13 protein-coding genes are annotated in these 13,470 nt (G+C 71.0%); 9 read left to right on the top strand and 4 right to left on the bottom strand.

Annotation, left to right across the window (positions count from 1 at the left end; all coding sequences use genetic code 11):
• Nucleotides 1–84 precede the first annotated feature (84 nt).
• Nucleotides 85–2,214, top strand: coding sequence for a hypothetical protein (locus BKK80_RS23390; RefSeq protein ID WP_071071511.1), 2,130 nt, complete (start codon nucleotides 85–87; stop codon nucleotides 2,212–2,214).
• 100 nt (nucleotides 2,215–2,314) lie between these two features.
• On the opposite strand, the gene BKK80_RS23395 is transcribed toward BKK80_RS23390, so the two are convergent.
• Together BKK80_RS23395 and BKK80_RS23400 are read right to left on the bottom strand one after the other, a co-directional pair.
• The gene (locus BKK80_RS23395) at nucleotides 2,315–2,986 is read right to left on the bottom strand and encodes a nitroreductase family protein (RefSeq protein WP_071016652.1); all 672 of its coding nucleotides are present in this window, start codon (nucleotides 2,984–2,986) and stop codon (nucleotides 2,315–2,317) included.
• A 73-nt stretch (nucleotides 2,987–3,059) separates the two neighbouring features.
• Complete coding sequence (locus BKK80_RS23400; protein WP_071016650.1) at nucleotides 3,060–3,941, bottom strand: crotonase/enoyl-CoA hydratase family protein; 882 nt, start codon at nucleotides 3,939–3,941, stop codon at nucleotides 3,060–3,062.
• Between the two features lie 293 nt (nucleotides 3,942–4,234).
• Here BKK80_RS23400 and BKK80_RS23405 point away from each other — a divergent pair, with 293 nt between their 5' ends.
• The 3 genes from BKK80_RS23405 to BKK80_RS23415 all read left to right on the top strand — a co-directional run bounded on the left by BKK80_RS23405 (nucleotide 4,235) and on the right by BKK80_RS23415 (nucleotide 7,062).
• Nucleotides 4,235–5,209 carry an NAD(P)H-dependent flavin oxidoreductase gene (locus BKK80_RS23405; protein ID WP_071016648.1) on the top strand — a complete coding sequence of 325 codons (975 nt, stop codon included), beginning with the start codon at nucleotides 4,235–4,237 and terminating at the stop codon, nucleotides 5,207–5,209.
• A gap of 1 nt (nucleotide 5,210) precedes the next feature.
• The gene (locus BKK80_RS23410; protein ID WP_071016646.1) at nucleotides 5,211–5,681 is read left to right on the top strand and encodes a PaaI family thioesterase; all 471 of its coding nucleotides are present in this window, start codon (nucleotides 5,211–5,213) and stop codon (nucleotides 5,679–5,681) included.
• Between the two features lie 202 nt (nucleotides 5,682–5,883).
• Nucleotides 5,884–7,062, top strand: coding sequence for an acetyl-CoA C-acetyltransferase (locus tag BKK80_RS23415; RefSeq protein WP_071016644.1), 1,179 nt, complete (start codon nucleotides 5,884–5,886; stop codon nucleotides 7,060–7,062).
• 198 nt (nucleotides 7,063–7,260) lie between these two features.
• Here BKK80_RS23415 and BKK80_RS23420 read toward each other — a convergent pair whose 3' ends face one another.
• On the bottom strand, nucleotides 7,261–7,935 hold the full coding sequence (locus BKK80_RS23420) for a histidine phosphatase family protein (protein ID WP_071071513.1): 675 nt from the start codon (nucleotides 7,933–7,935) through the stop codon (nucleotides 7,261–7,263).
• Nucleotides 7,936–8,165: 230 nt separating this feature from the next.
• Nucleotides 8,166–8,843: a TetR/AcrR family transcriptional regulator gene (locus BKK80_RS23425; RefSeq protein WP_071016639.1), complete on the bottom strand. Its 678-nt coding sequence runs from the start codon at nucleotides 8,841–8,843 to the stop codon at nucleotides 8,166–8,168.
• A gap of 161 nt (nucleotides 8,844–9,004) precedes the next feature.
• Between BKK80_RS23425 and BKK80_RS23430 the strand changes: the two genes are divergently transcribed.
• From BKK80_RS23430 to BKK80_RS23445, 5 genes are all read left to right on the top strand, one after another.
• Nucleotides 9,005–9,811, top strand: a complete 807-nt coding sequence (locus tag BKK80_RS23430) for an IclR family transcriptional regulator (RefSeq protein WP_071016637.1) — start codon at nucleotides 9,005–9,007, stop codon at nucleotides 9,809–9,811.
• Nucleotides 9,812–9,899: 88 nt separating this feature from the next.
• Entirely contained in the window at nucleotides 9,900–11,138 is a 1,239-nt protein-coding gene (locus BKK80_RS23435; protein WP_236903927.1) for a CoA-binding protein, read from the top strand.
• A 53-nt stretch (nucleotides 11,139–11,191) separates the two neighbouring features.
• Complete coding sequence (locus tag BKK80_RS37550) at nucleotides 11,192–11,473, top strand: acetate--CoA ligase family protein (RefSeq protein WP_236903929.1); 282 nt, start codon at nucleotides 11,192–11,194, stop codon at nucleotides 11,471–11,473.
• Between the two features lie 137 nt (nucleotides 11,474–11,610).
• Entirely contained in the window at nucleotides 11,611–12,156 is a 546-nt protein-coding gene (locus tag BKK80_RS23440; RefSeq protein WP_236903931.1) for a Bug family tripartite tricarboxylate transporter substrate binding protein, read from the top strand.
• Entirely contained in the window at nucleotides 12,153–13,457 is a 1,305-nt protein-coding gene (locus tag BKK80_RS23445) for a DUF1254 domain-containing protein (protein WP_071039516.1), read from the top strand. Before BKK80_RS23440 ends, BKK80_RS23445 begins: the two co-directional genes overlap by 4 nt.
• The last annotated feature ends 13 nt before the right edge of the window (nucleotides 13,458–13,470 follow it).

Below are 13,470 nucleotides of genomic sequence, written 5' to 3' on the forward strand. Positions count from 1 at the left end.
AGACCGTCTTGTCCGGGGCGTTCGCGCGGCCGGATAGCGCAAATCAACAAGACGAGTGAAGAGCCAACTTCAGGGAGAAGTCCAGTGAGCAGACCTATTCAGAGCATCGGCGCCGCCTTGGGCGGCGCCGCGGTGCTGGCGCTGTCGGCATGCGGCGGCGATGGCGGCACCACCACCACCACGACCAGTGCTACGCCGGCGGCGGCGGCCACCTTGAGCGGTACCGCGGCCACCGGCAGCGCGCTGGCCAACGCGAACGTGGCGGTGACGGACAGCAGCGGCAATTCGCCCTGCCAGGAATCGAGCATCACCACCAGTGCCTTCGGTACCTACACCTGCACGCTCAAGGCGGGCGAAGCGGCGCCGTTCTTCATCGTCGTCACCGATCCCACCGGCAACACCCAGCCCCTGGTCAGCGTCAGCACCACCACGCCGGCTGCCGGCGCGGCGCTGACGGTCAACGCCACGCCGCTGACCACGGCGATCGCCGCCCAGCTGGCGCCGGATGGCAATGCGCTCACCCTGGTCAGCGGCGGCACCGTGGATGCCGCGGCACTCAAGCAGACCATCGCCAACGTGGTGGCGCAGTTGAGCAGCGTGCTGGCCGCCATCGGCGCGCCGGCGGGCTACGATCCGTTCACCACCGCCATCACGGCCGCGACCGCCTCCGGCGCCGGCAACACGGCCGACCAGTTGCTCGACATCGTCAAGGTGGTCAAGGACCCGGCCACCGGCAAGGCCGCCCTGGCCACGGTGGACAATCCGACGCCGATCACCCTGGCCACCGCCACCAGCGCAGGCGGCACGCTGAGCGCGCCGGCCGCCGGCGTGGCCAGCCTCCCGCAGGCCATCCAGGCGGTCGCCCAGGCCCTGAGCAGCTGCTTCGCACTGCCCGCCAGCCAGCGCGTGCTGGCCACGGATACCACCATTCCTGCCGCGCAGGGCGGTCCTTCGGTGACATCCGTCGCCGGGGCCTGCCAGAACCTCACGGCATCGAGCAGCAATGCGGCTGGCGTGGATTTCCTGCACAACGGCTACCAGGCCGGCCAGTTCCTGTTCAACACGCTGACCGCCGACAGCATGACCGGGGCCCGTTTCGGCGTGCCCGAGGTGATGGCTTTCTATCCCGCCGCGAACTCCGCTTCCGGGCAGGACGAGGCCGTGCTGAACATCAAGTATGCCGATGGCAACGGCAATCCCGGCAACTTCATCACGCTGGCCCGCAGCATCCCCAACAGTGCCACCAGCGCGCATGCCAGCAATTGGTGGCTGACCGGCAACCAGCAACCGGTCGACGTCTCGCTCAAGACGCTGATCCGCCGCGTGCAGCAGCTCAATGCCAGCAACACGGGCAACTTCAGCCGCTTCCAGAGCGGCCTGCAGTTCTCGATCAATGCGATGGGGCCGGGCAGCGTGGATGGCAACGGCAACCCGCTCAACTTCGCGCGCGTGACCGGTCCGGGCCTGCCGTCGGGCGGCGTCGTGTACGTGGCGCCGGCCGCGGCAGAAAGCGGGCAGTCCTACATGGACGTCAGCAACACGAGCGGCGACATCACCGCGATCCTGTCCGCGCTGAGCGCCACGCCGCCGACGGCGCCGCTGCGCTGCGGCAACTCGCCGAGCGCCAGCCAGCCGTCCTACAACTGCCCCAACTTCTGGCTCTACCGTACCGCCGGCGTCAGCGGCGGCAGCGCCACCACGCTGGCGGCCAACCCGGCCAACAATTCGGGCATCACCGGCAATACCGTGTGGGCGCAGTCCGGCGACGGTTCCAACCCGGCGCTGGTGGTCAAGGGCACGCGCTACCAGGTCGAGCTGTTCTACGGCACCAGCGCCACGCCGACCTACACCTACAACAAGACCCTGCTGACCGACCTGGTGCAGGCCACGCAAGGCGTCAACCTGGCATGGAACACGCCGGGCAGCACGACGCTGGCGGCGCTCGACCCGGGCAACGGCGGCCTGAACGGTGCGCAGGCATCGCTGAGCGCGGACTGGGCGCAGAATGCCGCCGCCGAGCAGATCGGCAACGTGCAGGTGACGGTCGACACCAAGGGTAACTGGGGTGCTTCGACGCCGGTGCCGAAGGGGGCGACGTCCGTGGTGGTGAATGCCGCGGTGCCGGCCTTCACGACGACCACGACGCGCGGCTTCCTGTTCGGCTACCGCATGCTGGACAGCAGCAACAAGACCGCGGTGTACGAGTACAACTAAGTACCGTACCGTTGCGACGCCAGCCCGCACCGGGCTGGCGGGCAGGGCAGGGGCGGAACCGGCAACGGTTCCGCCCTTTGCCTTTTGCGGCCCGCGCCGCTCAGATGCCGAGGAACTCGGCGAACTCCTGCAGCGGCGCGCGCGCGGCGCGCAGGCGGTTGACCGGCGCGGCTTCGTTCTCGTAGCCGATCGACATACCGGTGAACAGCATGCGCTCCGGCGGCAGTGCGAGGAAGCCGGCGAGGGTCTCCGGATAGATCGCCCAGCATTCCTGCGCGCAGCTGTGCAGGCCCGCCTCGCGCAACAGCAGCATCACGGTCTGCAGGTACATGCCCAGGTCGGACCATTGCGGCGGCCCCATGCGGCGGTCCACGCTGCAGAACAGCGCCAGCGGCGCGCCGAAGAACTCGAAATTGCGGCCGAACTGCGCCAGCCGGCCGCGCTTGTCCTCGCGCGCGATGCCGAGGCAGCGGTACATGTCCTCGCCCACCTCGAAGCGGCGCTCGCGGTAGGGCGAAACCAGCTCGGGCGGGTAGATGTCGTACTCGCGCCGTTCGCCGCCCGGCGCTGCCGCCACGCGCTCGCGCATGAGGCCCTTGAGCCGGTCGAGCGACTCGCCGCCCACCACGTGGACGTGCCAGGGCTGGAGGTTGCCGCCCGAGGGCGCGCGGGCGGCGCTGTCGAGCACGCGCCGGATCAGGGCCGGATCGACCGGGGTGGGCAGGAAGTCCCGCACCGATTTGCGGCTGTCCACCGCTTCGCTGACACGCATGGCCAGTTCTCCTTCGTTCTTGCTTGGCGGCGGGCCTGCCTTCCGCCCGCCGGTCTTCTGCGCGGCGGCGCGCTCAGGCGAAGGGCGGCTCGCCGGTCCAGTCGAAGAAGTCCGGCATGTCGTGCGAGACGCGCTCGGGGAACGCGGCCTGGCGCTTCTCGAGGAAGGCATCCACGCCTTCCTTGACGTCGGCCGAACGCCCGCGCGACTGGATGGCGCGGCTGTCCAGCTTGTGCGCTTCCATCGGGTGGCTGGCGCCCGCCATGCGCCAGATCAGCTGGCGCGAGATGGCCACCGAGACCGGCGCGGCGTTGTCGGCGATCTCGCGTGCGAGCGCGCGCGCGGCCGGCAGCAGGTCTTCGGGCGCATGCAGCGAGCGCACCAGGCCGCGCTCCAGCGCTTCCTGCGCGCTGAAGACCCGCCCGGTGTAGCACCACTCCAGCGCGGTGGAGATGCCGACCACGCGCGACAGGAACCAGGAGGAGGCGGCTTCGGGAGTGATGCCGCGGCGCGCGAACACGAAGCCGAACTTGGCTTCGGTCGAGGCCAGGCGGATGTCCATCGGCAGTTGCATGGTCACGCCCACGCCGACCGCGGCGCCGTTGACCGCGCTGATCACCGGCTTGAGGCTGCGGAAGATGCGCAGCGAGACGCGGCCGCCGCCGTCGCGGTGCGCGGTATTGGCAGGCGTGGCGCCATAGCGCTTCTCGAAATCGAAGGTGGAGCCGCCGGCGGCGAGGTCCGCGCCGGCACAGAAGGCGCGCCCGGCACCGGTGACGATGACCGCGCGCACGGCGTCGTCGGCATCGGTGGCGTCGAACGCGGCGATCAGCTCGTGCATCATCTGCGGCGTGAAGGCATTGAGCCGGTCCGGGCGGTTCAGCGTGAGGGTGGCGATGCCGTCCTCGACGGCATACTGCAGGGTTTCGAAGTTCGGGGGGCTGGCGTCTGGCATGGCGGTCTCGCGCGAGGGGCAGGGTTGAGGTGACGGAGGGGCCGGCCGCGGCGGGCGGCACGGCGGTGGCCGATGCTCGACAGCCTAGTGCGGCACGCGCCGCTTGTAATCGTCGCTTCCGACGAAGCCCGCCGGGCGGGGCGCGGCTAGACTGGCAGCCGTACAGGCCCACTATATAGGCCCACGCAAGACGACGACCCGCGCGTGCCCGCGCGGGTGGGCCGGTCCGCCGGCGGCACCCGCCGCACCGGACGCTTCGCTTCCGTATTCAACTCGTTTCATCAAGGAATTCCATGAAAACGCGCATCACCGAGCTGCTGGGCATCCGCTATCCGATCATCCAGGGCGGCATGCAATGGGTCGGCTACGCCGAGATGGCCGCGGCCGTCTCCAATGCCGGCGGCCTCGGCGTCCTGACCGCACTGACCCAGCCGACGCCGGAGGCGCTGGCCGACGAGATCCGCCGCTGCCGCGAGATGACCGACCAGCCCTTCGGCGTCAACCTGACGCTGCTGCCGTCGATCAACCCGCCGCCGTACGCGCGCTACCTCGACGTCATCATCGACAGCGGCATCAAGGTGCTGGAGACCGCCGGCAACAATCCCAAGGAGCATATCGCGCGCGCCAAGGCGGCCGGCATCAAGGTCATCCACAAGTGCGTGGCGGTGCGCCACGCGCTGTCGGCCGAGCGCCTGGGCGTCGATGCCGTGTCGATCGACGGCTTCGAGTGCGCCGGCCATCCCGGCGAGGACGATGTGCCGGGCCTGGTGCTGATCCCGCTGGCGGCCCGGCGGCTGGGCATCCCGGTGATCGCCTCGGGCGGCATCGCCGACGGGCGCGGAATGGCTGCCGCCCTGGTACTGGGCGCCGAGGGCGTGAACATGGGCACGCGCTTCTGCGCCACGCGCGAGGCGCCTATCCACGACCACATCAAGCAGGCCCTGGTCGACTCAAGCGAGCGTGACACCAAGCTGATCTTCCGCACCCTGCACAACACCGCACGCGTGCTGAAGAACGCCATCTCGGAAGAGGTGGTGGCGATCGAGCGCCGTCCCGGCGGCGCCCAGTTCGAGGAAGTGCGCCACCTGGTGGCGGGCGCGCGCGGCAAGGCCGCGCTGCAGGCCGGCAACGTACACGACGGCATCGTCAGCGCCGGACAGTGCGTGGGCCTGATCGAAGACGTGCCGACCTGCGCCGAGCTGATCGAGCGCATGGTCGCGGAGTGCCGCGAACGCCTCGGCGCGGCCTCGCAGTACTTCGCCGCCTGAGATGGGCGGCGATAGCACCGACGGCCGCGCGCTGGCCGCCGTAGCGGCCGACGGGGCGCCGGCGGACGATCCGCCGGAAGGCTTCGTCGCCTTGCGCGGCACCAGCGGTTTCCTGGCCAACTTCGGCCAGCTCTACGTGCATCCGGCCAGGCGCGCGGTCGGCATCCGCATCGGGCCGCAGCACCTGAACCCGCTCGGCATTCCGCACGGGGGCATGCTGGCCACGCTGGCCGACACCGCGATCGGCATGATGATGTCGCTGGAGACAGGCAGCAAGCGTCCCACCGCGGTGACGGCCAACCTGAGCCTGGACTTCTTCGACTCGGCGCGGGTCGGCGACTGGGTCGAGGCGCACGTGAGCTTCGACAAGCTCGGCAACCGGCTGCGCTTCGGCAGCTGCCGGCTGCTGGCCGGCGAGCGCTGCCTGCTGCGCGCGACGGCGATCTTTTCCGTGCTGCAGCCGCGCACCTAGGCGCACACCCCGGCAGGCACCTGCCCGTGCACCTGCCCATGCACCTAGCCGCGCAATCGTCGCTTCCGACGACGCCACGCGCGCGGCGGGCGCCGCAGAATCGAGGCATCGGACGGCGGGCCGCGCAGTGCCCGGCCGCGTCCGCCCGGCGCCGCCATGCGGCGGCGCCACGACCACGACAACTGGGGACAAAGGAGATCACATGGCAGAGGCATACATCGTTGCCGCGGTGCGCACCGCGGGAGGACGCAAGGGCGGCAAGCTGTCCGGCTGGCATCCGGCCGACCTGGCGGCGCAGGTGCTGGACGCGCTGGTCGAGCGCACCGGCGCCGACCCGGCCTTGATCGAGGACGTGATCATGGGCTGCGTCGGCCAGGCCGGCGAGCAGTCGGGCAATATCGCGCGCAATGCGGTGCTGGCCTCGCGCCTGCCGGAGAGCGTGCCCGGCACTTCGGTGGACCGCCAGTGCGGCTCCTCCCAGCAGGCCCTGCACTTCGCCGCGCAGGCGGTGATGTCGGGCACCATGGACATCGTCATCGCCGCCGGCGTGGAGAGCATGACGCGCGTGCCGATGGGGCTGCCGTCGACGCTGCCGGCGCAGAACGGCTTCGGCAGCTCGATGAGCCCCAACATGCAGCAGCGCTATCCCGGCGTGAAGTTCAGCCAGTTCACCGGCGCCGAGATGATGGCGCGCAAGTATGAGCTGCAGCGCGCGGACCTGGACCGCTATGCGCTGCAGAGCCACCAGCGCGCCATCGCCGCCACCCAGGCCGGTGTGTTCGCCGCGGAGATCGTGCCGGTGGCCGTGCGCCTGCCCGACGGCAGCACCAACGGCGAGCTGCATACCGTGGACGAGGGCATCCGCTTCGATGCGACGCTGGAGTCGATCGGCAGCGTCAAGCTGATCGCCGAAGGCGGGCGCGTCACCGCCGCCACCGCCAGCCAGATCTGCGACGGCGCGGCCGGCCTGATGGTGGTCAACGAAGCGGGCCTGAAGAAGCTGGGCGTCAAGCCACTGGCGCGCGTGCATCACATGACCATGCTGGGCCACGACCCGGTCATCATGCTGGAGGCGCCGGTGCCGGCCACGCTGCACGCGCTCAAGCGCGCCGGCATGAAGATCGACGAGATCGACCTGTTCGAGGTCAACGAGGCCTTCGCCCCGGTGCCGCTGGCCTGGCTCAAGACCACCGGCGCCGATCCGGACCGGCTCAACGTCAACGGCGGCGCGATCGCCCTGGGCCATCCGCTGGGCGGCTCGGGCGCCAAGCTGATGACCACGCTGGTGCACGCGCTGCACCAGCGCGGCAAGCGCTACGGCCTGCAGACCATGTGCGAGGGCGGCGGCATGGCCAACGTGACCATCGTCGAGCGGCTGTGAGGCTGCGGGGCTGAAACGGCGTCGCGCGCAACGAGAGGGGCCGGGTGACCGGTCCCTTTTTCTTTGACGGTGCGGGGCGCCGTGGCTCGCTGGCGTGCTCCCTGGTTCGCTCCCCTCTCCCGCTTGCGGGAGAGGGGCCGGGGGTGAGGGCGGGCGCTGGCATGGTGCGTTGCCTTGCCCGGCCGCCGCACCGCGCCGTCAGGCGAAGGTGATGGCCTCGCGCCGCTCGGGCTGGTCGAGGTGGGGCAGGTTGTTGAAGCTGAGCAGGCGCTGGGCCGAGCGGCCGGCGATGATCTCGCAGAAGGCCGTATTGCGGAACTGCAGGTTCAGTTCGATGGCGGTCTGCGCGGGCGCGCCGAGCAGGTCGGCGGTGGCGCGGCCGATGGCGCCGCCGGAGCTGACCACGAGGATGTTGTCGTCGCGCGTGGCGCCTTCCAGGGACTGTTGCAGCCCGGCGCGGATGCGGCGGCCGAAGTCGGCCCAGGACTCCGGCATGTCGCTCAGCTTGTCTTCGGTCCAGGCCTGGTAGGCGGCGCGGAAGGTGCGCCAGTAGTCGTTGTAGTCGCCGTTCTGGTGGGCGCGATGGTCGCCGCCGCCGGTGTAGCTGCGGTACAGCGCCTCGCCATCGTATTCGTCCAGCCCGGCGTGGGTCTGCACCGTGGCGCCGGGGCCGCCCAGGCCGGCCAGGATCTCGCTGGCGGTGTCCTGCTGGCGCACCAGGGTGCCGGCGAAGACGCGGCTGAAGGCGAGGCCGCGCGTGCGGAAGTATTCGCCCAGCCAGCGGGCTTGTTGCCGGCCGGTGGCCGAGAGGCAGTCGTAGTTGGCCGCGCCGAAGGAGGCCTGACCATGTCGCACCAGGAAAAGCGTAGCCATGTCCGCAAGGGCGCGGCGAGGCGCCCGCAATCGATTGGGTGGAAAGGGTGCCGGGGCCGTGCCGTGGTGGACGGCCGCGCGGGATGCGGGGCCATTGTAGGCGTGATGCCGCAGCGCGCCAAAGCAAGCCGCGCAGGATTCATAGCGGTCATTTCCCGCCTGCATTGTCGCTGCCTGCGCGAGGGGCGGCGCCGTCTCTCGCGCAGGCTACGGCAGGCGCGGGCCTTGCCTCAGGCGGGCAGGTCGAGATAGCGCGTCACCATGCCGCTCAGTTCGGCGGGCAGGCGCTCGTCGTCGAGCTGGAGCGGGCCGGGATCGTTGATCACGGCATTGACCAGCACGCTGAAGACGGCCTGCAGGGCGAAACGCACGCGCAGCTCTGCCTGGTCCGCGGCGTAGGGCAGGCGGGGTACCAGCAGTTCCACCATGCGGCACACCACGTCCTCGCCGCTCTCGCGGTGCGGCAACCATTCTTCCGGGCGGGTGGAGGCATGCTTGAGCGAAGCGCGGATCACGCCGCGGTTGGCCTGCACGCCGCGCACCAGGAAGCGCATGGTCTTGTCCACCATCTCGCGGGTGGAGACCTCGATCCAGCGTTCCTGGCTCAGGTAGCGCGCTACCGAAGCGGCGGTTTCCTCCATGACCAGGGCGCGCAGGGCCTCGAAGAAGGCCATCTTGTCGCGGAAGCGGCCATAGAAGGCACCTACCGAGACTTCGCAGGCGGCGGCGATCTGCGCCACCGAGACGGCGGCGAAATCGCGCTGGGCCAGCAGGTCGCGGCCGGCGCTCAGCAGGGCCTGTTCGGTCTCGCGGGCGCGCCGCTGGCGCGGCGGCTGCAGGATGGTCGGCGTGGCAACGGTCGGGAAGGCGGACCCGCCTGACGCGCTGCGCGCGGGTGAGGTGTGCATGAAGCTGTCTCCAGAAATTCGAATCTTCGTTCGGTTTTCGAACCATATGGTTCAACGCGTTCCACGTCAAGCGACTAGACTCATTTCCAATATCTGGAAATGAATTCCGGACTTTGACACTGCGGAGCCGGACGACCCAAACTGGTCAGAGGAGACAAGACATGAATACGCCGGTCGAACAATTCATCGCCGAGCGCCGCCTCGAGGACCCGTCCTTCGGCGGACTGCTGGCCAAGGGCTTCGCCTTGCTGCGCTGCTTCATCGACGAGCCGCAGCCGCTCGGCAACGGGGAGCTGGCGCAGCGCCTGCAGTTGCCGCGCGCCACCGTGTCGCGCATCTGCCGCACGCTGTTCGAGCTCGGCTACCTCGACTGGGATCCCAAGCTCGACAAGTACTTCGTCAGCGCCCAGGTGCTGGCGCTGGGCTACCCCTACCTGGCCGGCCTGCAGGTGCGCCACCTGGCGCGCCCGTTGATGCAGGCGCTGGCCGACCGCGTCGAGGGCGCGGTGTCGATGGGCGTGGCGCACCGGCTGGATGTCACTTACCTGCTGTCCTGCACCCACAACGAGGGCACGCCGGCCAAGCCCGGCGTGGGCGCAGTGCGCTCGGTGATGCGCACGGCCATGGGCCGCGCCTTCCTGTGCACGCTGTCCAAGCAGGAGTTCGGCAAGCTGATGGCCTCGGCCAAGGCGGAGCGGCCCGAGGAATACGAGGCCTGCTACGACCGCGTCTGCCACAACGTGGCCCATTACCCGAAACGCGGCTTCGCCATCAACGAAGGCGATGCCGGCAGCGGGGTGCATGGCGCCGGCGTCTATTCGCGCATCGTCTACCTGAACCGCCCGCTGCTGTTCAACTGCGCGCTGGCGGGCTCGCAACTGCGTCGCGGCACGCTGGAGCGGCGCATCGCGCCGATGCTGATGGAGATGGTGCGCGCGGTGGAGGCGGCCGCGGGCCTGCAGCGCTAGCGCCGCCGAGGCAGCCGCGCGCCGTGCGGCCGGCGCGGACAACGAAAAACGGACGGCGCCGCCGCCCAAGACGAGGAGACCTTTGCCGATGCACGATCTCGATGCCCTGCTGCAGCCCCGTTCCATCGCCGTGATCGGCGCCTCGACGCAGCCCGACAAGGTGGGCGGCATGCCGATCCGGCTGCTGCGCGAGCTCGGCTACCCGGGCCGGATCTACCCGGTGCACCGCGATGCGGGCGAGATTCAGGGCTTGCGCGCCTATCCTTCGCTGGCCGCCATCGGCGTGCCGGTCGACCTGGCCATCGTGGCGGTGCCGGCGGCGGCCGCGCTTGACGTGATGGCGCAGCTTGGCCAGGCCGGCGTGCGCGCCGCGGTGTACTTCACCTCCGGCTTTGCCGAGACCGGCGGGGCGGACGATGATGCACAGGGTGCGCAGGATGCGCGGGGCGCGCGCCTGCAGCAGGCGCTGGCCCGCGCCGCGCAAGCCCACGGCGTGCTGCTGCTCGGCCCCAATTGCCTGGGCGCGATGAACCTCCGGGAACGTGTGTTCGCGACCTTTTCCCCGGTGCCGCTGGCGGGCGTGCCGCCGGTCGGCGATGTCGCGCTGGTCAGCCAGAGCGGTGCCTTCGGCGCCTACGCCTTCGCGCTGGCGCGCGAGGCCGGCCTCGGCCTGAGCCATTGGGTGACCACCGGCAATGAGGCCGGCCTGCAGCTGGCCGACGTGATCGCCTGGCTGGCGCGCGATGACGCCACGCGCGTGATCCTGGTCTACATGGAGGGCTGCCGCGACGGCGCGCGCCTGCGCGGCGCACTGGCGGCGGCGCGCGCGGCCGGCAAGCCGGTGGTGGTGGCCAAGGTGGGCGTCACCGCGGCCGGGGCACGCTCGGCGCAGTCGCACACGGCCAGCCTGACCGGCGAAGACGCGGTCTACCAGGCGGTCTTCGACGAATACAACGTGCATCGCGCCGACACGCTGGAAGCGTTCTTCCGCCTCGGCTATGTGCTGTCGCGCGGGCGCCGCCCGGCGCGCTGGTCGAGCCCCGCGGGACTGGCGGCCGGCGCGGTGGCGCCGCTCGCCATCGTCACCGTGTCGGGCGGGGTCGGCATCATGATGGCCGACAGTGCCGAGCGCCTCGGCGTGCCGCTGCCGCCGATGCCGCCGGAAGCCGCGCGGGCGTTGCGTGAGGCGATTCCCTTCGCGAGCACCGCCAACCCGATCGACGTGACGGGCCAGATCATGGCGCAGCCGGCCGTGCTGCTGGGCGCGCTCGAGGCCGTCGCGGACAGCCCGGCCTACGGCTGCGTGGCGGCGCGCCGCTGCTGCTGAGCGGGCTGGTCGACGACGACAAGCGCGCCTGGCTGGAAGCGCGCGGCTGCCTGGTGTTCCGCGAGCCAGCGCATGCCGTCGAGGCGGTGGTGACGCTGTCGCCGGCACGCGCGCGCGACATGCTGGCACGCAGCCGCGCTGCAGCCCTGTGCGAGAGCCACCGCGGCCATGCGCCGCTCGACCTCGACGCGATCGCCGAGGTGCTGGTGCGCGTCTCGCGCTGCGCGGTGGCGCTGGGCGAGCGGCTCGATACGCTGGAGATCAATCCTTTCATCATCGGCGCCGACGGCTTGTGCGCGGCCGACGCCGTGATCACGCTGCGGCCACCGGCCTGAGAGGCACGGCTCGCGAGCGTTCGCGCCAGACGGACGCCGATCCTGGTCCACTGAATTCTTGACATGGGCGGTGAAGGACACCGCATGCACCGACCGATTTCAGGGATTCCGTGGACCCAAGACAACTGGAGACAACGATGGAACGATCGGCAGCATGGACGCTGCGGGGCGCGCTCGCCCGCATGCGGGGCTGTCTGGGCGCGGCAGGCATGGCAGGAGCGGTCGGCGTGGCCGGCCTGGGCGGCGTGGGCAGTGCCTGCGTACTGCTCGCGTCCAGCGGGCCCGCGCGCGCGGGCGGCTACCCGGACAAGCCGATCCGCCTGGTGGTGCCGTTCCCGCCGGGGGGCGGCACCGACGTGCTCGGGCGCCTGGTGGCGGTGCGCCTGGGCGCCGAGCTCAAGCAGACCGTGGTGGTGGAGAACGTGGCCGGCGCCACCGGCACCATCGGTTCGGCGCAGGTGGCGCGCGCCGCGCCCGACGGCTACACGCTGCTGCTCGGCATCTCGGCCACGCACGCGATCGCTCCCTCGGTGTTCCCGCGCCTGCCCTATGCGCCGCTGCGCGACTTTGCCCCGGTCGCACGGCTGGCCTACGGTGGCAACGTGCTGGCCAGCACAAGCAGCACAAGCAGCACAAGCAGCACAAGCAGGACAACGAAGTCAGACGAGGAGACTCCCGCATGAATGCCCCCATCCTTTCCGCCGCCAGCCCGCAGGAGGCGCTGGCCGCCGCCGCCGCGCTGCCGCTGGTGCTGTACGGCTACCCGCTGGTGGAGAGCCTGCGCACCTGCCGGCTGCAGACCTCGGCGCGCGAGGCCACCGGCTACGGCCGCGCGCCGGTCAACGTGCTGTCCGCCAGCGAGCGGCAGTGGACCCACGAGGACCGCGACATCGTCACGCCGGCCAACGACCTGTTGTACTTCTGCGGCTGGATCCACCTGGCCGACGGGCCGGTCACGCTGCGCATCCCGCCGCTGCCCGAGCGCGAGCGCTACTACGTGATCGAGCTGCTGGACGCCTACACGCACAATTTCGCCAACCTGGGCCCGCGCAACATCCCGCCGGAGGGCGGCGAGGTCGTGCTGGCCGGGCCCGGCCGGCAGGCCGGCGGCGCGCATGTGGTGAACTGCCCCACGCCGCTGGTCTGGCTGCTGGGCCGCGTGCTGGTGCAGGGCGAGGCCGACCTGCCGCGCGCGCTGGCCTTCGAGCGTGGCTTCGCCATCGCCGCCGCGCCGGGCCGGCGCCGCCCGCCCAGCATCGAAGCCTGGAGCGAGACCGGCGACGAGGCCATGGACTTCTTCCAGAACCTGTTCAACGGCCTGCGCGATTTTCCGCCGGCGCCGCGCGACCAGGGCCTGCTGACGCTGCTGCGCAAGGTCGGCGTGCGCCTGGAGGATGCTCCCGAGGTCGCTGCGCTGCGTCCGGCGGTGCGTGCCGGACTGGCCGGCGCCTACCGCCAGGGCATGGCGCTGATCGAGGCCCATACGCGCAGCCAGCAGCGCAAGAGCTGGGGCTACAGCCTCCAGCTCGGCCGCTTCGGCGACGAGGGCGACGACTGGCTGCTGCGGGCCACCACGGCGATGAAGGGCCTGGGCGCGCTGCGCGCCGACGAGGCGGTCTACGCCATGGCCGATTTCGACGCCGACGGCGAGCCGCTCGACGGCCGCCACCGCTACGCGCTGCGCTTCGCGCCGGGGCAGCTGCCGCCGGCGCAGGCCTTCTGGTCGGTGTCGCTGTACGGCGAGGATCGCTACTTCGCCGCCAACGAGATCGGCCGCTATGCGGTCGGCGACCGCACGCCCGGGCTGCGCTTCGAGCCCGACGGCAGCCTGGTGATCCCGATCGGGCATGGCCGTCCCGAGGCGGAGGCGAACTGGCTGCCGGCGCCGGCCGGCCGCTTCTACCTGATCCTGCGCCTCTACCATCCGTCGCCGGCCTTCATGGCCGGCCAGTACGCCATTCCCGCGGTGGTGCGCCTCGACTGAATCCGGAGACCGA

Source organism: Cupriavidus malaysiensis, assembly GCF_001854325.1.
GTDB classification, from domain to species: Bacteria; Pseudomonadota; Gammaproteobacteria; order Burkholderiales; family Burkholderiaceae; genus Cupriavidus; species Cupriavidus malaysiensis.

Excerpts from the sequence above, each read along its gene's own strand:
- BKK80_RS23395 (WP_071016652.1), bottom strand. The coding sequence starts at position 2,986 with ATGCGTGTCAGCGAAGCGGTGGACAGCCGCAAATCGGTGCGGGACTTC.
- BKK80_RS23400 (WP_071016650.1), bottom strand. The coding sequence starts at position 3,941 with ATGCCAGACGCCAGCCCCCCGAACTTCGAAACCCTGCAGTATGCCGTC.
- BKK80_RS23405 (WP_071016648.1), top strand. The coding sequence starts at position 4,235 with ATGAAAACGCGCATCACCGAGCTGCTGGGCATCCGCTATCCGATCATC.
- BKK80_RS23410 (WP_071016646.1), top strand. The coding sequence starts at position 5,211 with ATGGGCGGCGATAGCACCGACGGCCGCGCGCTGGCCGCCGTAGCGGCC.
- BKK80_RS23415 (WP_071016644.1), top strand. The coding sequence starts at position 5,884 with ATGGCAGAGGCATACATCGTTGCCGCGGTGCGCACCGCGGGAGGACGC.
- BKK80_RS23420 (WP_071071513.1), bottom strand. The coding sequence starts at position 7,935 with ATGGCTACGCTTTTCCTGGTGCGACATGGTCAGGCCTCCTTCGGCGCG.
- BKK80_RS23425 (WP_071016639.1), bottom strand. The coding sequence starts at position 8,843 with ATGCACACCTCACCCGCGCGCAGCGCGTCAGGCGGGTCCGCCTTCCCG.
- BKK80_RS23430 (WP_071016637.1), top strand. The coding sequence starts at position 9,005 with ATGAATACGCCGGTCGAACAATTCATCGCCGAGCGCCGCCTCGAGGAC.
- BKK80_RS23435 (WP_236903927.1), top strand. The coding sequence starts at position 9,900 with ATGCACGATCTCGATGCCCTGCTGCAGCCCCGTTCCATCGCCGTGATC.
- BKK80_RS23440 (WP_236903931.1), top strand. The coding sequence starts at position 11,611 with ATGGAACGATCGGCAGCATGGACGCTGCGGGGCGCGCTCGCCCGCATG.
- BKK80_RS23445 (WP_071039516.1), top strand. The coding sequence starts at position 12,153 with ATGAATGCCCCCATCCTTTCCGCCGCCAGCCCGCAGGAGGCGCTGGCC.